At 52.1% G+C, this 20,908-nt stretch carries 24 protein-coding genes, 1 tRNA gene and 2 pseudogenes; 18 read left to right on the top strand and 9 right to left on the bottom strand.

Annotated features, from left to right (window positions below; translation table 11 throughout):
* The first annotated feature begins 38 nt into the window (after positions 1–38).
* From HJG40_RS07610 to HJG40_RS07565, 10 genes are all read left to right on the top strand, one after another.
* Positions 39–1,466, top strand: coding sequence for a TolC family protein (locus HJG40_RS07610; protein WP_215863626.1), 1,428 nt, complete (start codon positions 39–41; stop codon positions 1,464–1,466).
* A complete protein-coding gene (locus HJG40_RS07605) occupies positions 1,466–2,545 on the top strand; it encodes an efflux RND transporter periplasmic adaptor subunit (protein ID WP_215863625.1) in 1,080 nt (359 codons plus the stop codon). Before HJG40_RS07610 ends, HJG40_RS07605 begins: the two co-directional genes overlap by 1 nt.
* A complete protein-coding gene (locus tag HJG40_RS07600) occupies positions 2,538–5,840 on the top strand; it encodes an efflux RND transporter permease subunit (RefSeq protein WP_215863624.1) in 3,303 nt (1,100 codons plus the stop codon). The genes HJG40_RS07605 and HJG40_RS07600 overlap by 8 nt, the downstream gene beginning before the upstream one ends.
* Before the next feature lie 6 nt (positions 5,841–5,846).
* The gene (locus HJG40_RS07595; RefSeq protein WP_010637351.1) at positions 5,847–6,068 is read left to right on the top strand and encodes a YgaP family membrane protein; all 222 of its coding nucleotides are present in this window, start codon (positions 5,847–5,849) and stop codon (positions 6,066–6,068) included.
* Positions 6,069–6,071: 3 nt separating this feature from the next.
* Entirely contained in the window at positions 6,072–6,497 is a 426-nt protein-coding gene (locus tag HJG40_RS07590) for a rhodanese-like domain-containing protein (RefSeq protein WP_215863623.1), read from the top strand.
* Positions 6,494–6,772: a glutaredoxin 3 gene (grxC, locus tag HJG40_RS07585; RefSeq protein WP_215863622.1), complete on the top strand. Its 279-nt coding sequence runs from the start codon at positions 6,494–6,496 to the stop codon at positions 6,770–6,772. Before HJG40_RS07590 ends, grxC begins: the two co-directional genes overlap by 4 nt.
* 26 nt (positions 6,773–6,798) lie before the next feature.
* The gene (gene trxC / locus HJG40_RS07580) at positions 6,799–7,233 is read left to right on the top strand and encodes a thioredoxin TrxC (protein ID WP_215863621.1); all 435 of its coding nucleotides are present in this window, start codon (positions 6,799–6,801) and stop codon (positions 7,231–7,233) included.
* 114 nt (positions 7,234–7,347) lie between these two features.
* A complete protein-coding gene (locus HJG40_RS07575; RefSeq protein WP_368355930.1) occupies positions 7,348–8,334 on the top strand; it encodes an N-acetylmuramoyl-L-alanine amidase in 987 nt (328 codons plus the stop codon).
* 72 nt (positions 8,335–8,406) lie between these two features.
* Entirely contained in the window at positions 8,407–9,066 is a 660-nt protein-coding gene (trhA, locus tag HJG40_RS07570) for a PAQR family membrane homeostasis protein TrhA (protein ID WP_215863620.1), read from the top strand.
* A gap of 49 nt (positions 9,067–9,115) precedes the next feature.
* A tRNA-Glu gene (locus HJG40_RS07565) sits at positions 9,116–9,191 on the top strand.
* A gap of 2 nt (positions 9,192–9,193) precedes the next feature.
* Here HJG40_RS07565 and HJG40_RS15390 read toward each other — a convergent pair.
* Positions 9,194–9,292, bottom strand: a pseudogene (locus tag HJG40_RS15390) (DUF2442 domain-containing protein); the annotation flags it as partial.
* Between the two features lie 308 nt (positions 9,293–9,600).
* Here HJG40_RS15390 and HJG40_RS07560 point away from each other — a divergent pair.
* Together HJG40_RS07560 and HJG40_RS07555 are read left to right on the top strand one after the other, a co-directional pair.
* Complete coding sequence (locus HJG40_RS07560; RefSeq protein WP_215863619.1) at positions 9,601–9,825, top strand: antitoxin MazE family protein; 225 nt, start codon at positions 9,601–9,603, stop codon at positions 9,823–9,825.
* Positions 9,822–10,148, top strand: a complete 327-nt coding sequence (locus tag HJG40_RS07555) for a type II toxin-antitoxin system PemK/MazF family toxin (protein WP_215863618.1) — start codon at positions 9,822–9,824, stop codon at positions 10,146–10,148. Before HJG40_RS07560 ends, HJG40_RS07555 begins: the two co-directional genes overlap by 4 nt.
* Positions 10,149–10,343: 195 nt before the next feature.
* Here HJG40_RS07555 and HJG40_RS15080 read toward each other — a convergent pair.
* The 7 genes and pseudogenes from HJG40_RS15080 to HJG40_RS07520 all read right to left on the bottom strand — a co-directional run bounded on the left by HJG40_RS15080 (position 10,344) and on the right by HJG40_RS07520 (position 15,201).
* Positions 10,344–11,661 (bottom strand): annotated as a pseudogene (locus HJG40_RS15080) (IS701 family transposase).
* 548 nt (positions 11,662–12,209) lie between these two features.
* Positions 12,210–13,886, bottom strand: coding sequence for a restriction endonuclease (locus HJG40_RS07540; protein WP_215863617.1), 1,677 nt, complete (start codon positions 13,884–13,886; stop codon positions 12,210–12,212).
* Between the two features lie 230 nt (positions 13,887–14,116).
* Positions 14,117–14,359 carry a BrnA antitoxin family protein gene (locus HJG40_RS07535; RefSeq protein WP_215863616.1) on the bottom strand — a complete coding sequence of 81 codons (243 nt, stop codon included), beginning with the start codon at positions 14,357–14,359 and terminating at the stop codon, positions 14,117–14,119.
* A complete protein-coding gene (locus HJG40_RS07530) occupies positions 14,356–14,583 on the bottom strand; it encodes a BrnT family toxin (protein WP_368355927.1) in 228 nt (75 codons plus the stop codon). The genes HJG40_RS07535 and HJG40_RS07530 overlap by 4 nt, the downstream gene beginning before the upstream one ends.
* Positions 14,584–14,661: 78 nt before the next feature.
* On the bottom strand, positions 14,662–14,811 hold the full coding sequence (locus tag HJG40_RS15385; protein WP_368355938.1) for a helix-turn-helix domain-containing protein: 150 nt from the start codon (positions 14,809–14,811) through the stop codon (positions 14,662–14,664).
* Positions 14,812–14,964 carry a helix-turn-helix domain-containing protein gene (locus tag HJG40_RS15075; protein ID WP_226857288.1) on the bottom strand — a complete coding sequence of 51 codons (153 nt, stop codon included), beginning with the start codon at positions 14,962–14,964 and terminating at the stop codon, positions 14,812–14,814. It abuts the gene before it with no gap.
* Between the two features lie 84 nt (positions 14,965–15,048).
* Entirely contained in the window at positions 15,049–15,201 is a 153-nt protein-coding gene (locus HJG40_RS07520) for a type II toxin-antitoxin system RelE/ParE family toxin (protein ID WP_368355937.1), read from the bottom strand.
* 269 nt (positions 15,202–15,470) lie between these two features.
* Here HJG40_RS07520 and HJG40_RS07515 point away from each other — a divergent pair, with 269 nt between their 5' ends.
* Together HJG40_RS07515 and HJG40_RS07510 are read left to right on the top strand one after the other, a co-directional pair.
* Positions 15,471–15,725, top strand: a complete 255-nt coding sequence (locus tag HJG40_RS07515; protein WP_215863614.1) for a type II toxin-antitoxin system Phd/YefM family antitoxin — start codon at positions 15,471–15,473, stop codon at positions 15,723–15,725.
* The gene (locus HJG40_RS07510; protein WP_215863613.1) at positions 15,722–16,147 is read left to right on the top strand and encodes a type II toxin-antitoxin system VapC family toxin; all 426 of its coding nucleotides are present in this window, start codon (positions 15,722–15,724) and stop codon (positions 16,145–16,147) included. The genes HJG40_RS07515 and HJG40_RS07510 overlap by 4 nt, the downstream gene beginning before the upstream one ends.
* Positions 16,148–16,205: 58 nt before the next feature.
* Here the strand turns inward: HJG40_RS07510 and HJG40_RS07505 are convergent, their stop codons facing one another.
* Entirely contained in the window at positions 16,206–16,382 is a 177-nt protein-coding gene (locus tag HJG40_RS07505) for a hypothetical protein (RefSeq protein ID WP_215863612.1), read from the bottom strand.
* Between the two features lie 476 nt (positions 16,383–16,858).
* On the opposite strand from HJG40_RS07505, the gene dapA reads away from it, so the two are divergent.
* Genes dapA through purC form a run of 4 tightly spaced genes read left to right on the top strand, consistent with a single transcriptional unit; the run spans position 16,859 to position 20,907 of the window.
* On the top strand, positions 16,859–17,734 hold the full coding sequence (gene dapA / locus HJG40_RS07500; RefSeq protein WP_215863611.1) for a 4-hydroxy-tetrahydrodipicolinate synthase: 876 nt from the start codon (positions 16,859–16,861) through the stop codon (positions 17,732–17,734).
* Positions 17,735–17,771: 37 nt separating this feature from the next.
* Positions 17,772–18,896, top strand: a complete 1,125-nt coding sequence (locus tag HJG40_RS07495; protein ID WP_215863610.1) for an outer membrane protein assembly factor BamC — start codon at positions 17,772–17,774, stop codon at positions 18,894–18,896.
* On the top strand, positions 18,893–20,200 hold the full coding sequence (purB, locus tag HJG40_RS07490; protein WP_215863609.1) for an adenylosuccinate lyase: 1,308 nt from the start codon (positions 18,893–18,895) through the stop codon (positions 20,198–20,200). Before HJG40_RS07495 ends, purB begins: the two co-directional genes overlap by 4 nt.
* Positions 20,197–20,907 carry a phosphoribosylaminoimidazolesuccinocarboxamide synthase gene (purC, locus tag HJG40_RS07485; RefSeq protein WP_215863608.1) on the top strand — a complete coding sequence of 237 codons (711 nt, stop codon included), beginning with the start codon at positions 20,197–20,199 and terminating at the stop codon, positions 20,905–20,907. Before purB ends, purC begins: the two co-directional genes overlap by 4 nt.
* The last annotated feature ends 1 nt before the right edge of the window (position 20,908 follow it).

Genomic DNA, 20,908 nt, shown 5'->3' with positions numbered 1-20,908 from the left:
GACCTGATTTTTGGCGGCTTTGTTTGGCGGAGAAATCAATGTATTACAGTCCCTATAAAAAATCACTGGTGCTTGCTGCAATAGCTGTCTCAGGAACTTTTTTTGCCCTATCTGCTCAGGCAGTGGATTTTAACCAGTGTGTGGCCATGGCGCTCAAACAGAATCCACAGATTCTGGCGGCTAAAGCAGAGCAGGCAGAAGCCAAGGGGGCGGTGTCTCAGGTGCGTGGTCACCTGTTGCCGAAATTGAATGCTTCGTTTTCTGCCAGCCAGTCCAATAATGCCTTGACCGTTTTCGGAATGAAGTTGTCTCAACGCCAGGCCACTTTTAATGATTTTGGAGCGAGTCAGTTTAATCCCAGTAATCCCGACAGCCTCAATGTGGCACCAGCTGGTCTTAATTTGCCGGGTAGTTATCATAACTACGGTACCAAACTCCAGTTGGAAATTCCGATCTGGAATGGCGGTGAAGTCTGGGGACGCCTGAGTCAGGCCCACGCCATGCTGGAAGCCGCCCAAAGCGGAAATGTCATGGCCCGCCAAAAGTTGACTTTTGCGGTTTTGCAGGCCTATGACAGTGTCATTGCAGCTGAAAGTGCCATTCAGGTTGCCCAGAAAGCTCAAAAGGCCGCTGAATCCTACGTCAAAACCAGCAAATTACTTCTGAATAAAGGGGTGCTGGTCAAAAGCGACTGGCTGGCTGCTGAGGTAAATCTGGAAAAAACGCAGTTGGCAGTGCAGACCGCAGAAAATGACCATGCGAATGCTCTGGAAAGTCTGTCTATTCTGATTGGCTGGCCGGAAGAAAAAACATTATCCGTGGGTAAACCCGTGCAACCGGCCTTACCTGATCACTCCCTTCTGAATTTGCAGCGCCAGGCGATGACAGAAAATGCCGGCATTGTCGCGCTACGCCACAAACTGAAAGCCGCTCAGGATGGCATTCAGGTCGCTCGTGCAGCCTATCTGCCCCATGTGAACGCCATGGCCAATCAGGAATGGAATGGCAGCTCGCTGGGTAATGCGGCTCCCTCCTATACCGTCGGCGGCGAAGTCACCTGGAATGTACTGGATTTTTCCCGAGGCGGGGGCATGGATCGGGCGCAGGCCGAACGTGAGCAGGCCATGGCCGCCTTGCAGGAAGCGCAGGACAAGCTGCGCTTGCAGGTGGCAGAAATCTGGCGCAGTGCGCGTGAGGCGGCGCTGCGCGTCAAAATGCGCCGTCTGGCTGTTCAGCAAATGGAAGAATCCCAGCGTCTGGTGCGGCTGCGTTATGAAAATGGGGTTGAAACCATTACCGGCTTGTTACATGGGCAAGCCGAGCTGGATCAATCCCGGGCTGAACTGGTATCGGCCGATTATGCCGAGGCTGTCCAGCGTGCTGCACTGCTGCTGGCCATTGGTAAACTGAATCCGCAAGAAATCGTCGACGTGGCCCCGGTGTCCGTCGTGGAAGGAGCTTCCTGATGTTGAACTTGAAACGCACCGTCATGGTATCCGCCATTGTTTTGGCCAGTGCCGGCTTGGCTGCCTGCAGTAAATCCCCTCCTCAGACCCCGGCTGTGCATCACCGCGTGAGTGCTCCGGTCATGCAGATCGGGGGGAAGAATATGGCCGCCTATAGTCAGGTGCCGGGCACGGTGACTGCTGCCCAGCAGGTGCAAATCAGCTCGCGTCTCAGTGGTTATATTCGTCATCTGGATCTGCGCGAAGGTCAGACAGTCAAAGCCGGGCAGCTCCTTTTTGAGGTTGATCCAACCGATGTGCAGGCCCAGGTACAGCAGGCCCAGGCGGGTCTTGCCGAGGCGCAATCCAATCTTAGCGATGCTCGTTCCAACTATGCTCGCTTCAAGGCCCTGTATGCCCAGCAGGCGATTCCTGAAAAGCAGTGGGATCAGGTGAAGTCGGCCTATGCGATGGCCCAGGCGCGTGTTGCTGCTGCGCGTGCGGGCATTGCCAGTGCTGAGGCCCAGATGCGTTACGCTCGGGTAACGGCACCGTTTTCCGGAACCATTATCAACAAACAGGCCCAAAATGGCGATATGGCCTCGCCGGGTCAGCCGGTGCTTACTTTGGCCAATACCAGTCAACTGGAAGTGCGCTTTGCCGCCGGCAGTGCTTTATACCGCAGCCTGAAAATGGGTCAGACGCTTAGCGTGCTTGCGGACGGCCATCGGATACCCGCGACGGTGCTGGATATGGTCAACGCGGCAGATGCCATGACCCATGCCCACACCGTCAAGCTGAGTCTGCCAGCCGATAGTCATCTCCAGGCAGGAGATTATGTGACCGTTGCGGCCCCGCTGGCAGCCCGTCAGGTTATTGCAGTGCCTGCCAACGCTTTGCTGGATCGTGCGGGTATTCCGGGGGTATTTGTGGTAGATGCGCAGGGGATTGCGCATTACCGTATGGTTCGTCCCGGTCCGCAAACACCCGATGGGGTAGAAATTCTAGCCGGCCTGAGTGCTGGTGAAACCGTAGTGACGGGAAATCTTGCGGCCGTCAATAATGGCGATCAGATCAAGGCTGGAGCAGCCCATGGCTGATCAGCAGCAAAAAATGAATTTGGCCGGGCGGCTGGCTCAGTCTTTTTACCAATCCAAAATTACGGTGCTCATCATGATTGCCATTGCCCTGTTCGGGCTTCTGGCGATTACGGTGACCCCGCGTCTTTACAATCCCGAGATTGTGGTTCCGGCAGCAGAAATTTTCGTCATGCGTCCCGGTTCCAACAGTGAGGAAATCCACAATTTAGTCATCCGTCCATTGGAAGCGCTGATGGCTTCCCTACCGGGAGTGCATCATACCTTTGGTTACTCCGTAAATGACATGGGTATTGTCACCGTGGAATTTCAGGTGGGGGCCAATGAAGAAAAAAGCCTGCTGGAGGTGTACAACCAGCTCAGCCGTAATATGGATAAAATGCCGCCGGGGACGGAGCAGCCTTTGGTCAAGTCCATAGGGATCAATGATGTTCCCATTATGACGGTGACTTTAAGTACATCACAGCTGACGCCGGTGGCCTTGCGTCAAGTGGGCACCCGCTTGATGGATCAATTGCAGAATGTACCCGATGTGGCTAATGCTACCCTCATTGGTGGAGGCAGGCAGGCGGTCAATGTCTGGCTCAACCCGGCCAAACTCGCGAGTGCCGGTCTCAGCCTGAAAAATATTGAGCAATCCCTGCAGGGCAACAACGTAATTTTGCCGGGCGGCAATCTGGTCAATGACAATCACGATATTCCACTGCGTATCAACGGCGCTCTGGGTTCTGCACAAGATGTCGGCAATGTGATTATTGGCAGCCATGATGGTCAACCCATTTTTCTGAAAAATGTGGCACGTATTGAGGAGGGTGCGGCGGAGCGCCACACCGCTACCATTAATACCGCCGGGTTGGCGAACCGCATGCAGCTGCCGGCCGGAACAAATATGCCGGCAGTGACCATTACCCTGGCCAAGCGCCCAGGAACCAATGCCGTCACTGTCGCTGATGCCATCAAGGCCAAGCTGGGCCGCCTCGAACAGGAGGCTTTGCCCCAGGGCGTGCATGTCACCATTACCCGGGACTACGGCGCCCGGGCTGATGATGCTGTCAGTACCTTGTTTGAACATCTCAGCATTGCTGTCGGCGTGGTGGCCATCATCTTGATGATTTTCCTGGGTTGGCGGGAAGCCGGTATTGTTATTTTGACGGTGCCCCTGACTTTGGGGGCGGTACTGGGCATTGGCTGGTTGCTGGGCCAGACTATTAACCGGATTACCCTCTTTGCCCTGATTTTATCGTTGGGATTATTGGTAGACGGCGGAATTGTAGTCATTGAAAATATTCACCGTCATTTGCATGGGTGTGCCAAAGGTGGTTTTGCCAACTGCGTGATTCATGCGACCAATGAAATTGGCAATCCCACCAACATTGCTACGTTAGCGGTCATTCTGGCTTTTGTGCCGATGGCTTTTGTAACCGGCATGATGGGTCCTTTCATGTTGCCGATCCCAATTTTTGTGCCCATTGCCATGATTGCTTCGGTGTTGTTGGCTTATACGGTGGTTCCCTGGGGTGCGTACCGTTTTCTGCGCAAGAAGGCCGCCAAGGCGGCAGATACCCATTCCCAGGCGGAACATGAAACAGAGCATGAAGAGGGCACCCAAGCTCCCCAAGATGCCTTACAAAGGGGCTATTTGCGCGTAGTAACGCCATTGCTCGAGTCTTCTGGAAGACGCAATATATTCTTCCTGATTGTCGTGGTGTTGCTGTTGCTGGCCATGTTAATGCCCCTATGGCAGTTTGTCCGTCCTCAGGGTATGAATGGCCCCCTCAGTGCCCTGGGTGTCAATTTGAAGATGCTCCCGGAAGGAAATGTCAGTGATTTCATGATTCAGGTGGATACACCTGCGGGTACTGCATTGGATGCCACCGGTCAGGTGACACAAGCAGTTGGTGATGTCCTCAGTCAAAATCATTACATAGAAAACTTCCAGACGTATTTGGGACGTTCTGCTCCGGTGGATTTTGCGGGATTGGTACGTGGTGACATGATGCGCGAAGGCAGTAATTACGCCCAGATACAAATCAATCTGGTACCGCGTGATGAACGCCCGATGTCTCATACGGTGGCGGTGGAGGTGTATAAAGCCCTGCAGAGCGTGCGCAGTCGTTACCCCCAGTCTGTTATCAAGATTTTTGAGGTTCCGCCGGGCCCCCCTGTGCGTGCCCAGGTGGTGGCAGAGCTTTACGGCCCGAATTACCAAAAGTTGCGGGAGTTGGCCGGGACGGTAGAGCAGCACTTCCGGAAAGTGTACGACATGATTAACGTGGATGATTCGGTCACGGCGAGTGTGCCCGAATACCGGATCCATGTAGATCGGCAAAAGGCCATGCTCGCAGGAGTGGCGCCGGCACAAGTGGCTGAGCTGGTACATGATTATGTTGCGGGCACCAAGCTCGGGGCCTTACATGATCCTTCAGCGCGGGAACCGGTAGACATCATTTTGCGGGTTCCCCCCCAGGATCGTGCCTGGCGTCAGCAGATTCTCGATCTGCATGTTCGCAACAGTCAGGGGCAAGAGGTGGCCTTGTCCAGTATTGTCCAGATCCAGAAAACCACTCTGGCCAAACCAATTTATGATCGGGATCAACATCCGGTGGTCTATGTGACCGGTGATCTGATTGGTTCAAGCCCGGTGTATGCCGTCCTGAGCCTGAATCACTGGCTGGATGATCAGCACATTGACGGCGTCCATCTGAGCACCGGCAATTTGGGCTTCACGCCTGCCCAGCCTAATGATATTACCCACTACCAGATTCTCTGGGGCGGGGATATGCGCCTGACTCTGGATGTGTTTCGTGATCTGGGTGCGGCTTTCATTGTGGCCCTGGTGTTCATCTATCTGATGTTAGTGGCTTATTATCAGTCTTTTATGATGCCGGTCATTGTCATGGGGGCTATTCCTATGACCCTGATTGGGGTGTTTCCCGGACACTGGTTGTTAAATACACCCTTTAACGCAACTTCCATGATTGGTGTCATTGCGCTGGCCGGTGTGGTGGTGCGTAATTCATTGTTATTGATTGATTTTATTATTGATTACCGGCGTCAGGGTTACGCGCTTGAAGAGGCTGTGTTGCAGGCGGGAGCCGTACGGTTTCGCCCGATTTTGCTGACGGCTCTGGCTATCATGTTCGGCTCGGCCATTATGGTGACCGATCCGGTATTTGGTGGTCTGGCAGTTTCCTTGATTTTTGGTACCTTCGCCTCCACACTGCTGACGTTAGTGGTGATTCCGCTTTTATACTTTTTGTGGGAGCGGCGCCTTGAAAAGCAGACGCAGAGGATTTAACAGGAAATGAATACAGAACGTTGGGTACGTGTAGTGGCTGGTTTTTTTGTACTGGTGAGTGTGGTTTTGGGTGCGCCCGCCAGCCCGATTTTTGTCAGTGAGTGGTTCCTGGCATTTACGCTCTTTGTCGGTTTCAATTTGTTGCAGAGCGGTTTCACTTGTTTCTGCCCTCTGGACAAAATTTTACTGAAGCTGGGCGTACCGGGTTCTGGGTCCTGCGGGAGATAATTCATGGAAGCTAAAATTCTCACCTTTGTCCAGGCGCAATGGCCGCTTTTACTGGCAGCAGTAGCCTTGATCATCATGATTTTTAAAGGCCCACTGACGCGCAAGGCAGCAGGCATCAGTGAGGTGGATGCGAAAACGGCGGTTCAGTTGATTAACCATGAAGAAGCGGTGGTCATTGATGTGCGCGAACAAAATGAATGGGCACAGGGGCATCTTCCTGGTGCCCGTCATATTCCCCTCGGAGATCTTCCCAAGTACATGAAAGATCTGGAAAAGCATCGTGGTCATCATGTCATTTGCCAGTGTGCCAGCGGAATGCGTTCGGCGCGGGCTGCTGCGAGCCTGAAAAAAGCGGGCTTTGATAAAATCTACAGCCTCAAGGGTGGTATTGGCGCCTGGCGGGGTGCTGGATTACCGGTCGAAAAATGAAAGTGGCTGCCGAAGTGTTGGTGTATGCTACGGGAACCTGCCCTTATTGCCATCGCGCGGAAGCCTTGCTGCGTAGTAAGGGCGTCAATCCCCAAATTATTCGGGTGGATCATAACCCGGCCTTACGTCGGGAGATGCAGCAGCGAGCCCACGGAAGGCACACCGTACCGCAAATTTTCATCAATGGTCAGCATGTGGGTGGTTCTGATGACCTAGCGGCTCTGAATCATCGTGGGGCCCTGGACGCTCTCCTGCAGGCTGCACCCCAGGAATAACCGGCAAGACGGATTGGGAGGAGAAAATGACGGGCTTGATGGTGGTTTGTCCTTCCTGTGGAAGCCTGAATCGGGTACCGCAGGAGCGTTTGGGTGATAAGGCCAAATGCGGCAAGTGTCATGCTGAAATTTTGCCCGACCACCCGGTTAATCTGGCTGCCGCACGCTTCAATACGTACATCCAGAAAAATGAATTACCCGTATTGGTCGACTTTTGGGCTCCCTGGTGTGGTCCATGCCGCAGTATGGCCCCGCAGTTTGAGCAGGCTGGACGAGCTTTGCGTGGCCGCGTGCTTTTTGCCAAGGTGAATACGGAAGAAGAACAGTCCTTGGGGGCGCGTTTTCAGATCCGCTCTATTCCCAGCATGGTCCTTTTCAAAAATGGCAAGGAACACGCACGGGTCAGTGGTGCCATGAGTGCTGCGGATATTCAGCGCTGGCTTGCTGCTCAGGGCGTCTAGATCATAATTCATCCCGTAAAAGTGCAAGCCATCATCCATCTATCTTGACTTCTTTCGAATAAACACTAAATTAGCTCTATAACTTGAGATTTTAAAATAAGTTGGGGGCGTGTTGTGTGTGATTCATCCGGAGCTTATTCCAATCGGCGTCAATTTCTTCAGCAGTTAGCCCTAAGTGGGGCTCTACTCGGAACCTGGAAAATGGCCGATGCGAGTAATTTCCTGCTCAGTCGATCCAAAGAACGTCCCATCGTAGTTTGCCTGGATCCTGGTCATGGCGGCCACGACCCTGGCGCGGTTGGTTCGCGTGGCACCCGGGAAAAAGACGTGGTGCTTGACGTCGGCCTTACTCTGGCCCAACGTTTGCGTGAAACCCCGGGAATACAGGTCGTCATGACCCGGCATACGGATCAATATATTCCGCTATTGTCGCGTATGCATCTGGGTTCGCAACATCGGGCTGATTTGTTTGTTTCCATTCATGCGGATGCTTTCCCTGACCCCGACGTGCGGGGCTCAACGGTCTGGGCATTGTCAAATAAGGGCGCCAGTAATGCCGCAGCGCGCTGGCTGGCGAAAACCCAAAATGCTGCAGACCCCTTACTGCGCAAGTTGCCTGCAGGCAGCCCGAATCCCATGCTCAACGAGGTATTGATCAATATGACCCAGACGGCCGCCATGAATGCAGCGGCAGCGGCAGCAGATGTGATGATTCGCGGGCTGGTGGGGGTGGAAGGACTACATAATGCGGCCGTGCAACATGCGAATTTTGTGGTGTTGCGAGCACCCGATGTCCCCTCCATGTTGGTCGAGACTGCCTTTATTTCCAACCTGCGGGAAGAACAGCGACTGCGAGACCCGGAATTTCGTCAGACTCTTGCACGCAGTATGCACGATGCCATTGTTGCCCACTTTGTGAAGGCCCCACCCACTGATAGCCGTTGGTCATCGGCCAATCATATTCTGGGCCATCATGAAACACTCTCGGAAGTCGCGCGACGTTATGGTCTCAGTGTTGAAGCGCTCCGCCTCGCCAATAACCTTCCCCATGGTGAAGAGCCGGCAGGCACCCATCTGCGTGTTCCGATCATGGGTGCCTGAGATCAGCTTCTGTGCAGTTTTACGGGTAAGTGATATAACTAAACAGTTGGCTGACAGAACCATAGGTGGACATTGCGGTATTCTCAGGCAGAACCCCGAACAGAAAGAAATCAGACACGGCTCGAAGAGTGGATTAACGGTCTCTTACATGGCGCCGGGGCTATAGGTGCTTTGCTCATATTTATTATCTGGTTGCTGGGAGCGGCGCTGCACAGTAAAGCGCTGGCTATTGTCAGCGTTTCGGTATTTGTGGCTACCATCCTGATTTTATATGCGGCATCCACCATCTATCATTTGCTGCCACAGGGGTCTGCCAAATTGTTTTTTCAATGGGTGGATCGTTCGGCTATTTATTTGTTGATTGCTGGCACTTATACGCCCGTAACCCTGATGGTACTGCATGATACCTGGGGAATAATCCTTTTGGTGCTGGAGTGGTTGCTGGCTTTGCTGGGCATTTTGCTGTTGGTGTTCACCGGAAAGCGCTTTTATACCCTGTCGTTAATGCTCTATTTGCTGATGGGCTGGATGGCGGTGTTTGCGGTGCTGCCTTTATATCGCGCCTCTCCCGGCTGGTTTTTGTGGCTGTTACTGGGTGGTGGTGTCGCCTATACGCTGGGAGTCGTTTTCTTTCTGTTAGATCAGCGCAAATACTTCCATTCGATCTGGCATATTTTTGTCATTGCCGGTACGGCTCTGCAATTCTGGGCTATCCTACAGTTTGCGGGTTAACCTGATTATACTTGCTATTATTCATTGGATCCTTATAATCTGTTGCCCTGCTCCCATCGTCTAGCGGTCTAGGACACTGGCCTCTCACGTCGGTAACAGGGGTTCGAACCCCCTTGGGAGCACCATTTTAGCGGAGTACCCATTCCCCATGCGACTTGATAGCGTCATACATGGCATCCGGAGCAAGATCTACGTCACCTGGCCACGTTAAAGCGCCGTGATTGGTCCTTTTAACGTGACGGTGCTATCGGGTTGGGTTGCTGTTTTACCTGACGCAAGGCCCAATCTTCCAGTAGCTCCTGTTGATGTAGATCTGTTCAGCCGGGAACAAGCTCTTGGGCGCGTCGTGCTATGATGGCGGCATACGCAGAGATAGACAATATGAAACTATTGTTAGCGGACAGAATAGTATCATTGCTCCCCGAACCCCAAGATCTAGCGCGGCAACTCGCGGGGATAAGCCTTTAAAGACTCGTTGCATGTAACTTGTACTGCGCGTATAATGTTGCATGTAACTTAATCGGAGGCTTGGAAATGGCAACAGCACACGTTAATCAGCGGGTTCAGAAGCACCGCGATTCACTCCGCATGGCGGGGCTTCGTCCGGTTCAAATCTGGGTGCCGGACACGCGCCGCCCCGGCTTCGCGGAGGCGTGCCGACGCCAATGCCTGCTTGTGGCTCAAACCGACAGTGCCGACACGGCCATGCAGCAGTTCATGGATGAAGCCTTGGCAGATGTGGACGGCTGGACGGGATGATGCGCGGCGACCTTGTGACTATCGCCATGCAGGGCGACTTTGGCAAGCCATTGTCTGCGCTGGTGATTCAAGCCAACCCGTTCAGCGAGCACAGCAGCACAAGCGTGCTGCTCATCACCAGCACGCTTGTTGTCGCGCCATTGCTGCGTATCACGGTTCAGCCGAACGCAGAGAACTGCTTGAAGAAACCATCGCAGGTGATGGTGGACAAGGTCATGACGGTGAAGCGCGACAAAGTAGGGCCATCCTTCGGACACATCGACGCGGATGCACTGGTGGAGATTGAGCGCTGCTTGGCCGTGTTCTTGGGGATTGCTAAATGAAAACGCAACTGGTTAAAAGCTTAGCGTGCGTTTTCGTTCCGTTGGACTTCAAGCCCCTACCCCTCTAGGGTCGGGAATGGGGCGGTGATTAGCGGTGTTGCTGCGTAACATAATTACCTGAAGTTTAGACATTCAGCTTCCCCGCCTGTCCCAGTGGGTGGCGATATGATGCAGTAAATTTGGGGTAGAAGCGTGTCAGGCAGCCTTTTTGCGGGGTGGGTCATCGGTATCGGCCCAAAAGTCGGAATTGGGGCACTGGAATTTCCCGGACTTTGGGTCATAGCCCCTCCAGAAAGGAACCCGCAGAAAATGCAGATGGAGCCATCCATTGAGCCATGAGTCCTGCAGTGACGGGCGTAGCGATACGCCAAGGCGCTACGGCGGTCATAGGAAAGTCCTCGGCGACTGTTTCCGCGAGGAGCTGCACCATGGACCAGGCAATGCAACGAATTTGCATCCAGCGTTCGAGAACAGCGCGCCTTTGCTGCCAGAGGTTATTGATGTCCCACCAGCGTTTCAGGTTATGGAAGAGGGGTTCGATCTGCCAACGGTTGCCATAGAGGGTGATGATTTCAGAGGCGGTCAGATCGGTTTCGGAAGCGAGATAAAGGCGTGTGGGCGACCATCGATGGTGTTTTGCATCGTCGATAGCGCTCCAGACTGCTCGGACGGGATGGCCGTTGAGGAAGCGTGCCTGGGCGACGATGGATTGAAGACGGACTTTCTGCCATTTCCCATAGACAAACAGGGTGAGGATCTCTGTGGGGAGTGTGGCAATGGCTTCCGGGGTCAGTTTGTCTCCATATTTCCGGGGCCGACCCCGCTGCGCTTTGGCGGGTTTGGGCGGGGGTTGCCGATACAGTGCGGTATCATGGCGCACCTGGCCGATGAACTGGCCACGCTGACGCAGCAGGGGCAAGAGCAGGCGGCGGCGCATGAACCAGGCATCGGTGAGCAAGCGGACGGGTACGGGGATGTGGGGTATAAAGGCCCGCAGTAATGCCCCGGCGATTTTCAGCTTGTGGGTATTACCGGTGCGGGGCACGAGGCGCAAGCGAATGGGAAAGGAAAGGGCTTTGCCGGAGCGGCTCCGCAGGGTCAACGCCAGCCCTACCCAGTTCTGGGCGAGGACATAACGGGGGCGGTTGTGCTTATGGCTGTGATCGAAGTGGATGGTCGCGCCTGGAGCCTTGGTAGAGTGGCGCAGGACGAGCGTATCGTCGATGATCAACTCGACGATCGGCAGTGGCGGCAAAACGGACAGAAGCCAGCGTACCTGGGTGATGGCCAGAGCTTGGGTCCGCAAGGATTCACGCTCCAGGAGTTTGTAATAAGTGGTCCAATGGCAGCGCAGTGAAATATGGCTGAGGGCGCGGGTAACCCAGCCATCAGGGGAGATCAGGCACCCGCACAGCAGTTCGATGAAGCTGCGCCGCGAGCGCGGCGGCACGGCGGCGAGAAAGTAGGAAATCCACCCTGAAAGGCGGAGGGTAACGAGACGCTGAAAGGACATGGCAGTGATTCCGAGAAGCCTAAAACGCTTCTCATTGGCCGACCCTTTTTTCCAAAGGGTCGGCCGCGCGGCACTATCTCCGTGTCAAGCACTTTCGTAGCAAAAATAGAAAATAAAAACCCGGCGGAGCCGGGCTGAATGTCTAAACTAGAGATAATTACGTGACCGGTCACAAATAAGGCGATTTTCAGAGTGAACTTGGGCAAAATTTGGGCAAAACGCCGATATTCGCGGCACATTATGGGCTGTAATGACTGGTTTTGCTGGTGATTGCTGGGTACAGACGCGCTGATTGACAATCACATGGTCCGAAGATGTGGCGTTACCGTAACAGTCCCATGCACTCTCCGTCTGGCCGTGTTCGTCGTGTTTCACGGGCTAGGCAACTTGCTTCCCTAACGCCAGCTTTTGTTAGGCCTAACATTTGCTTAACCTGTAATTCCAGCCCGAAGGGGTTGGCGTGAAAATTGCTACAAAGGAGCGTAGCGACGACTGCAATTTTTATGACAAAAGGAATTATCAGGTTGAAGCAGTTGTTGGATGGTTTCTTAATTTATTTCAGATAATGTTTTTTTTGCCTCTTCAATATCAATTCTTGCATTATATCCATGATTTTGAAGCATATGAAGTAAATTGCTACCATTAATCAATGTTATTGGTTTATCTTTTGCAAACTCATAAGAATCAGCTCCATAATTTGCAGTAGTAACAAGTATTCCTTTTACTGCACCTTCATTCATTAATGTACCATAAAGATCTCTAACAGCTGAAACACCAACGACATTTGTATAGCGTTTAGCTTGAATTATATACTTCCCTCCCCTAATAGGGTCAGGATCAAACATTACTGCATCTACTCCACCATCGCGACTTGCTTGGGTAATTTTGATTTCAGAACCATTAACTGCAAATTCTTTCTCAAATACTTCCCGTATTAAATGTTCGAAATCTTCCCAATCCATTGATGCGATATTTGTTCCATTAATCATACCTTTAATGCTTTTACCTTCAACAAATCTATCATCTTCTTTATTAAATTGTAGTATCGGTGCCACAGGTACATATTCAAACAGTTTTGCCCCCGATATGCCTTTAAACTTTAGGAAACATGTTTTTGCATCAACATTCTGTATATTTATTTCTACGAATTCTGCTTTCTTAGTCTGCAGTGACATTATACATTTCGTTTCTTCTATTCCAGTACCCTTATTTATTCCATAATATATTCCATTAAAGATTATAGCGATTAATTGATCATTAATATCTGACAGATACAAATCATGTGAAATACGGAGACATAATTGGTAATTCATTTTATCATAAAAACCATCGATTTCTTTTTCCTTTAATACTGTTTCTGTAAACTCTTTACGAGTAGAAATATATTTCATTGATTTTAGAGTCGGTATTACTTCTCGATCAGGTAAATCATAATCAATGACTAATATTTTCGAGGGTTTATCATAAGAAACAATCCAACTTGTAATTAATTCTTCTGGTAATCTTAATGAATTAATGATTGCATCGAAATAAACTTCAATGTATTTCTGTTCATTCTTATTAAACAATTCTTCCTGTTTATCAATACTCTCATTATAATCTTTCTGTTTTTGTTCAAATTCATTTTTTTTTGCATTCCAGGAGTCATATTTAATTTTGTATTCTCTTGTTATTATGTCGTTTTGAGCATTGATTTTTAACACTTCATTTTCACGAAAATCTTTATCTTTTTGTAGCGTTTCATGTGCAATTTGAATCTTTTTGTTTCCTCTTTTTTTGGATAGTTTATCTAATAAGCCTAACTTCGGTTCGTATTCCTCAAGATTTATTTCTCTTGGATAATCTTTAAATTTTGGTTGAGTCGGTTTTGTATCTGAAAATTTGTCATCTTGTTTAAATTGATTCCAAGAAAATGATATTTTTGTTGTTTCTGCATTTTTAAGAAGAGCCAAAAGAATATTCCTTTGATTTTCACTTTCTATAGTTTTATCAGCTGCATATTGTATTGCATCTTCCTTTTCTTCTAAGAATTTTTCCATTAGTGCTTGCTTATTCGCTCTCTCCTGTTCACGTAGTAATCTTTCCTGTTCACGTAGTAATCTTTGCTGATATCGTATTTGAGCATTGTGTTGCCTAATTGCAGCATTTGTTGCTCTTCGTGAATCTGATTCAATTGCTTTTGCAATTCTAATCGTTGCATTTACCCAAGAACTTCCTCTAGCCATAGTTATCCTCCGATGACTAATATTTTAATCCATCCAACGTAAGTTCGACGGCACGCTCGGTGCCGTGTAACACGAGGGTATGCTGTCTATCATGGGAGGAGTCTCCTGTGGGTTGTTGATCAGACCGAATGCGTCATTCTGTCTCGTGGGCGTTTTTCTCTCTGTCGCTAATGTACTGATTCTCCTCATACCCGGCAAGCCGAAAAACCGGGTATCAGGAGACATTACGATCAGGCCAGCATTTCTTTACGAATTACCCGCCGCAACACCCGTTCCAGTGCCCCATCCTGCGCGGTCATCAGTTCCCGTAAAGTGGCGTTGATCGCGGTCTGATAATTACCGCCATGTTCCTGTGCCTGCTTTCTGTACCAGTCCAACACGTCGTTATCCAACCGGATAGTCACGCGGGTCTTTCCCGGCTCTATGGCGATGGCCCCCCGCCGGGCCTGACTGAAATCATACTCTGCTTTCATGGTGTCACACCTCCTGCATAAGTTTTACGTTCTCCTGGACTGGCTTTACGGGCGGATATGAGGCGTATTTCATCTTCACCACGCTCGGTGTACACCACAATCAGTACTCGATCCAGGAAGTCTCGCCCCATCGTCACCAGACGCTGCTCGCCTTCGGCATCTACGTCTTCCGTAGTCATGGCGCGGTCATCGAAAAAGACCCCGACGGCATCAGCAAAGTCCACATGATGATCGCGCGGTTGATTTGCCGCTTTTTGTCGTGCGACAGGCCTCGATTCTACGACTGGTGAGGGCGTTCTTCATCAGGCCGCTACGTGTTCACTGCGGGGCTTCGCTGTCAAATCGATCCCCAGGGCTTTCATGACGGCCAGCGTCGTTTTCAGTGTCGGATTGCCGGCTTCACTGAATGAACGGTAGAGCTGTTCGCGTGAAAGATCGGTATCGCGTGCAATTTATGTCATGCCCTTAGCCCGCGCGAGGATACCAAGCGCGTGTGCAATGTAGCCGGCATCGCCGGTTTCAAAGGCGTCGGCCATGAACACCATGATTTCTTCGTCGTCGATGAGTGCGGCTGCTGGATCATAAGTCGTTAATTTCTCAGCCATCGGGTGTATACCATTCTTCCGCCAGTTTCCATTCACGTTCACCGACCAGAATCCCTCCAGATCGCCGGCCAGTTTGTGTAGTCGCTATCCCGGCGCATTCATTTGCTCTGGGGCCTCTGCCGCATCCAATGCCGTGAGAAGCACCCGCAACTTGGCAGCATGTACCGGCTGGATGCCCGCTTTGCTGCCCGTGCGGTAATAAACTTCGAGGCCTTTGTGGCGGAATGTTGTAATCACGGTCAACACGTAAACCGCAACGCGACACTTGTCAATATTCTACGTCGATTTGATCGCGGGTCATGGGGACGGGCGCAGTGCTATTTCAAACGGTCAGGTTTTGCAAGTTGCCCTGCAAAAACTAGCAAATACGGGCTATGCAGTGGCCTTAACGTGCTTTAAATTCCGTTTTCTGAATGAACCCCAATTTGCCCCCGCTGAAAACGCTTGCACCTTCTGGATCGGTGTAGCAACATAACTACATCCATCCAGCATGCGGGGGCAGCATCATGACCATTACGACCTTATCCAGCCGCGTATTCAACCAAAGGGCGAGTGAGGCCAAACGTGCCGCCAACAACGGGCCGGTGTTCATCACCGATCGGGGCCGCCCGGCCCATGTGCTGATGAGCTTTGAGGACTATCAGCGGCTCACCAAGCAGCGCCGCAACATTGCTGATGCGCTGGCAATGCCGGGTATTGCCGACATCGCGTTCGAGCCGCCACAAGTGACTATTGAAGCGCGTCCGGCTGATTTCTCATGATGTTGGTTCTCGATACCAACGTGATATCTGAACTGCGCAAAGTGCGGCTTGGGAAGGCCGATAAGCATGTGGCAGCTTGGGCGGAAAGCGTGGATGCCACCGACTTATTTGTGTCGGCCATCACCATCATGGAACTGGAACTTGGCGTACTGTCGATTGAGCGAAAGGACGCTACGCAGGGGGCCTTGTTGCGCGCGTGGCTGGAGCAGCACGTATTGCCTGAGTTCTCCGGACGCACGTTGCCAGTCGATACCGCCGTGGCACAATGCTGCGCCAGGCTGCATGTACCCGACAAGCGCGGCGAGCGCGATGCACTTATCGCAGCAACCGCCCTGGTGCACGGTATGACGATAGTCACGCGCAACGTCGCGGATTTCAAGTCTACGGGAGTGCCCCTCATCAATCCGTGGGCTGAGATTTAATTCGTTCATCCATTCTTGAAAACTGGTAGCACGAAATTATCCTTATTTGTCTTTTTTGTTACAGCCCAGACCAGGCAGAGCGTAGCAACCACAGGCGATTATTTGGGTCATTTAGCGCAATGAAACCCAAATGCTGATAGAACGCGGCTGCCTGGATGGTTTTCGCATCCACAATGATAGCCGCTACCGCGAGTGTTTCACTGGCGGCGGCAACGCGCTTGCAGGCGTCCGCCACCAGGATGGTGCCTAGTCCTTGCCCCTAGCATGCCTGATTCACGGCCAAACGGCCCAGTAAGGCCACCGGGATGGGGTAATGGGGCCATTTTTTTTTGAATTTATCGGGTAGCGTTTGTGCTGCAATGCTGGCCGCACTTAATGTATAAAACCCGGAAATCCGCTCTAATTCGTCGGCAGGAGAGGCGATGAATGCCCGTGCTATGCCCCGTTTAATATCCTGGCTGGCGTAACATTGCAGGTATTCATTCAGCCTGGCTTCGCCGCAATCGAATGGATCGGTTCGAGCACCAGCATCTCAACAACTCCGCTTTTCCCGTGTACAGATGCATCAAGACTGCCTGGAATAGAGTGTGATGGAGTTGGGTATGGCACTGGATCATTCCACCAATTGATCTTGTTACCTTGCCAGCCCTCTGTCGGGCAAGTACCATCCCATGCAGAAATGGAACGCGTAAGAGCGGGAGCATAAAAATCATGTTTCACGGCAGTATGGTAGCTTTGGTGACGCCCATGCGCGCAGATGGCGCCGTGGACGATAAGGCGTTGCGGGATTTAGTAGAGTGGCATATCAGTGAAGGCACGCATGCGCTGGTAGCTGTGGGTACCACCGGCGAATCGGCCACTCTCGAAATGAAAGAACATGTTACGGTGATTCGTAGTGTCGTTGAGCAGGTCAAAGGGCGGATACCTGTCATTGCCGGAACCGGTGCTAATGCCACTCATGAAGCCATCAGCCTGACCAAAGCGGCCATGGAAGCCAAGGCAGATGCGGCTCTTCTGGTTTCTCCTTACTATAACAAACCGACTCAGGAAGGGCTTTTTCAGCATTATACGGCCATTGCCGAGGCCTGCCATTTTCCCATGATACTTTATAACGTGCCCGGCCGTACGGCGGGGGATATTCTGCCGGAAACTGTGGCTCGCCTGGCCCCGCGCGCCTGTGTGGTGGGCATTAAGGAAGCCAGTGGTAAAGTCGAGCGGGTAGCAGAAATTCTCCATCAGTGTGGCGACCAGGTTGAAGTATATACCGGAGATGATGCGGCGGCCTTGGCGGCCATGTCTTTGGGCGCCAGAGGGGTCATTTCCGTAACCGCCAATGTAGCCCCGCGCCTGATGGCCGAACTGTGTCATTTGGCCCTGGCGGGAGATTTTGTGGCCGCCAGAGCGGTCAACGCCCAGTTGGTGGGTCTACACCGTGACTTGTTTGTAGAGTCCAACCCCATTCCGGTGAAATGGGCGTTGCAGGAAATGGGACGAATGGGGCCTGCGTTGCGATTGCCCTTGACCCCATTGTCCGAAATGTATCACGAGCGTCTGCGCAGCAGTTTGCGAGCAGCGCATTGTCTTTGATTTTCTTCGCGCTCTGTCGCGTTTAGTGGGGTTTTGCATGCGCCGTTATGTTGCTCTTGCCGTGGTTGCCAGTCTGGGTTTGGGAGGGTGTTCGTATATTCCTTTCCTGCATACAAGTACGGGTCCAAAGTACGAAGATTCGCAGGTGATGAAACCCCTTGCTGTTCCGCCGGATCTGCTGGCCCAGGTGCCAGCGCCGGGGGTGACTATTCCGGGTGGTCCCGTGAATCCGGCTACTGTGTCGAATAGCACCATGGGCGGGTACGGCGTTTTCCAGCCGCGCGAAGCGCCCGGTCAAAAGCCCATAGAAGAAAAACCTCTGGCCGGGGTTAGTTCACAAATTGTTGGTAGCGGTGCTGATCTGAGCCTGACGACGCAGGCCAAACCTGAGCAGATATGGGCTGCTGTCAAGGAAACGCTGACAGCCAGCAAGACGCCTATCGAAAAATTTGCGCCGGAGCAGGGTGAGCTGGTTACTGGCTGGCACAATTTCCGCACCGGTATTTCGGCCTTTTTCGGCAATACTCTGGCGCCTTCGCATCGTGAACGCTACGCTTTTCATTTGCAGACTGCCGCCGATGGCAATCAGGTTTTAAGTATCCAGCAGGAGCGTTACTGGAATAACCCCCAGGGCAGTTCGGTGGAATGGAAAAAAGTCCCCGCCGATGCTGATCATAATCGCGACTTGCTGCAGGCTGTTCAGAAGCGTCTGAGCCAATCGGTGCTGCTGGCAGAAATGCCTAAAATCAAGGTGACGCGCTATCGGGATGATGGTGGTCCTTATCTGGTTCTGAATGCGGTTCCTGCAAAAGCCCAACCAGCCGTTGAGGTGGCACTGCAAGGCCTGGGTTATCCAGTTCGCAGCGAAGGAATGGGTGATTGGTCGGTGATGATTCATGAAGGCGGTAAGCAGGCCCGGCAAAAGCAGGGTTTTGTAGGCGGAATTCTGAATCGTACCTGGGACAGCATCAAGGCTATCTGGAGCAGCCCGAAAGATCAGGAGCCGGTTTCGGTGCGGGTCCGTCTGCTGGCCATGAAAGACAACTCCGGTAGCGTTCTGGAAACCGAGCCGGGAGTGGGTAAAACTGCACCCAAGTGGTCGGTAGAAGTGCTCAACAAGTTGCAGACGGCTCTGACCCCGCAATCCGGGGGTAATGCATGATTGAGCGTTATACGCGCCCGGAAATGGGTGCCTTATGGACTCAGGATGCTAAATATCAGGCGTGGTTAGATGTCGAGTTGGCCGCCTGCCGCGCTTTGGCGGCGCGTGGCGAGATTCCGGCGGAGGCCTTGGCGGAAATTGAAGCAAAGGCAGCTTTTGACAGTGACCGTATTGCCGAAATCGAGCTGGAAGTAAAACATGATGTCATTGCATTTTTGACATCCGTGGCAGAATTTGTCGGGCCTTCCAGCCGCTTTATTCACGTGGGACTTACTTCTTCGGATGTGGTGGATACTGGGTTCGGTTTGCAGCTCAAACGCTCCGGTGAATTGCTCCTGAAAGGCATGGATCGAGTGTGTATCGCGCTGGAGCAACTGGCCTGGAAACACAAGGATACGGTTATGATGGGCCGTTCTCACGGCATTCATGCTGAACCCATTACTTTTGGTTTGAAAGTGGCGGTCTGGTATGCCGAGGCGCAGCGTAATCATCAGCGTCTGCAACATGCCATTACGGCAGTTTCTGCGGGGATGCTGTCCGGGGCGGTGGGTACTTTTGCCAATATTGATCCGGATATTGAAGAGGCCGTCTGTCATGAGTTGGGCCTTCATCCAGAGCTGGCCAGCACCCAGGTAATTTCCCGTGATCGTCATGCCGAGTTTTTCAATACGCTCGCCATCATTGCCGGTTCTATCGAGAAAATCGCAGTAGAAATTCGGCATCTGCAGCGTACGGAAGTGCTCGAAGCAGAAGAACCGTTTACGGCAGGGCAGAAGGGTAGTTCTGCCATGCCGCACAAGCGCAATCCCATTCTTTCCGAAAATCTGACCGGCTTGGCGCGATTGTTGCGCGGCTATGCCAGCATGGCGCTGGAAGACATTGCCCTCTGGCATGAGCGCGATATTTCCCATTCGAGCGTGGAGCGGGTTATTGGCCCGGATGCCTGCATTGTCATGGATTTTATGTTTCATCGGGTCAGTGGCTTGCTCGAAAAACTGGTGGTTTATCCTCAGCATATGATGGATAACCTGAATAAAATGCATGGTCTGATTTTCTCTCAACGCGTATTGTTGGCTTTGACGGCCAAGGGCATGTTGCGGGAAAACGCTTACCGTGTCGTTCAGCGCAATGCCATGCAGGTTTGGGAAAATAATGCGGATTTCAAGGCGCTGCTGGCTGCCGATCCAGATGTTTCGCAGTATCTGCAGGAAAAGGATCTGGCGGAATTGTTTGATCTTGCTTACCACACCCGCAACATAGATCGCATCTTTGCGCGGGTCTTCCCGAAGGGACAGCCGCAATGAGTGAACGTCAGGCATTGTACGAAGGCAAGGCTAAAATTGTTTATGCCAGTAGCGCGGAAGATGAGCTGATCTTGCACTTCAAGGATGACACTTCGGCTTTTGATGGTGAAAAAGTGGAGCAGCTTGCCCGCAAGGGCGAAGTCAACAATGCTTTCAATGCGTTCATCATGGAGTATCTGCAATCCGAGGGCGTACCGACCCATTTTATTCGGCGTCTGGATGCACGCGAAAGTCTGGTGCGTCGTCTGGAAATGATTCCGGTAGAATGCGTGGTTCGCAATCGTGCCGCAGGCTCTTTAACGAAGCGACTGGGTATTGAGGAAGGGCGGATACTGGAGCCCCCGACCCTGGAATTTTTCCTGAAAAATGATGCCTTGCATGATCCCATGATCAACACCTCACATATTCGTACCTTTGGCTGGGCCAGTGCAGAAGAGGTGGAAGCCATGCGGCGTTGGACCATGCGCGTCAATACGCTGTTGAAGGCTGTGTTTGCCAAGGCCAACCTGATTCTGGTGGATTTCAAACTGGAATTTGGACGTTACCACGGCGAATTATATTTGGGTGATGAATTCAGCCCCGACGGTTGTCGCCTGTGGGATGCCCAAAGTCTGGAAAAAATGGATAAAGATCGCTTCCGGCGTAATCTCGGCGGGGTGGTGGAAGCCTATCTGGAAGTAGCACAACGTCTGGGTGTGCCCCTTTAAG

It is taken from the genome of Acidithiobacillus concretivorus (genome assembly GCF_018853445.1).
Lineage (GTDB): Bacteria > Pseudomonadota > Gammaproteobacteria > Acidithiobacillales > Acidithiobacillaceae > Acidithiobacillus > Acidithiobacillus concretivorus.
This window is presented reverse-complemented; position numbering and strand designations above follow the sequence as displayed.

Excerpts from the sequence above, each read along its gene's own strand:
- HJG40_RS07610 (WP_215863626.1), top strand. The coding sequence starts at position 39 with ATGTATTACAGTCCCTATAAAAAATCACTGGTGCTTGCTGCAATAGCT.
- HJG40_RS07605 (WP_215863625.1), top strand. The coding sequence starts at position 1,466 with ATGTTGAACTTGAAACGCACCGTCATGGTATCCGCCATTGTTTTGGCC.
- HJG40_RS07600 (WP_215863624.1), top strand. The coding sequence starts at position 2,538 with ATGGCTGATCAGCAGCAAAAAATGAATTTGGCCGGGCGGCTGGCTCAG.
- HJG40_RS07595 (WP_010637351.1), top strand. The coding sequence starts at position 5,847 with ATGAATACAGAACGTTGGGTACGTGTAGTGGCTGGTTTTTTTGTACTG.
- HJG40_RS07590 (WP_215863623.1), top strand. The coding sequence starts at position 6,072 with ATGGAAGCTAAAATTCTCACCTTTGTCCAGGCGCAATGGCCGCTTTTA.
- grxC (WP_215863622.1), top strand. The coding sequence starts at position 6,494 with ATGAAAGTGGCTGCCGAAGTGTTGGTGTATGCTACGGGAACCTGCCCT.
- trxC (WP_215863621.1), top strand. The coding sequence starts at position 6,799 with ATGACGGGCTTGATGGTGGTTTGTCCTTCCTGTGGAAGCCTGAATCGG.
- HJG40_RS07560 (WP_215863619.1), top strand. The coding sequence starts at position 9,601 with ATGGCAACAGCACACGTTAATCAGCGGGTTCAGAAGCACCGCGATTCA.
- HJG40_RS07555 (WP_215863618.1), top strand. The coding sequence starts at position 9,822 with ATGATGCGCGGCGACCTTGTGACTATCGCCATGCAGGGCGACTTTGGC.
- HJG40_RS07540 (WP_215863617.1), bottom strand. The coding sequence starts at position 13,886 with ATGGCTAGAGGAAGTTCTTGGGTAAATGCAACGATTAGAATTGCAAAA.
- HJG40_RS07535 (WP_215863616.1), bottom strand. The coding sequence starts at position 14,359 with ATGAAAGCAGAGTATGATTTCAGTCAGGCCCGGCGGGGGGCCATCGCC.
- HJG40_RS15075 (WP_226857288.1), bottom strand. The coding sequence starts at position 14,964 with ATGGCTGAGAAATTAACGACTTATGATCCAGCAGCCGCACTCATCGAC.
- HJG40_RS07515 (WP_215863614.1), top strand. The coding sequence starts at position 15,471 with ATGACCATTACGACCTTATCCAGCCGCGTATTCAACCAAAGGGCGAGT.
- HJG40_RS07510 (WP_215863613.1), top strand. The coding sequence starts at position 15,722 with ATGATGTTGGTTCTCGATACCAACGTGATATCTGAACTGCGCAAAGTG.
- dapA (WP_215863611.1), top strand. The coding sequence starts at position 16,859 with ATGTTTCACGGCAGTATGGTAGCTTTGGTGACGCCCATGCGCGCAGAT.
- HJG40_RS07495 (WP_215863610.1), top strand. The coding sequence starts at position 17,772 with ATGCGCCGTTATGTTGCTCTTGCCGTGGTTGCCAGTCTGGGTTTGGGA.
- purB (WP_215863609.1), top strand. The coding sequence starts at position 18,893 with ATGATTGAGCGTTATACGCGCCCGGAAATGGGTGCCTTATGGACTCAG.
- purC (WP_215863608.1), top strand. The coding sequence starts at position 20,197 with ATGAGTGAACGTCAGGCATTGTACGAAGGCAAGGCTAAAATTGTTTAT.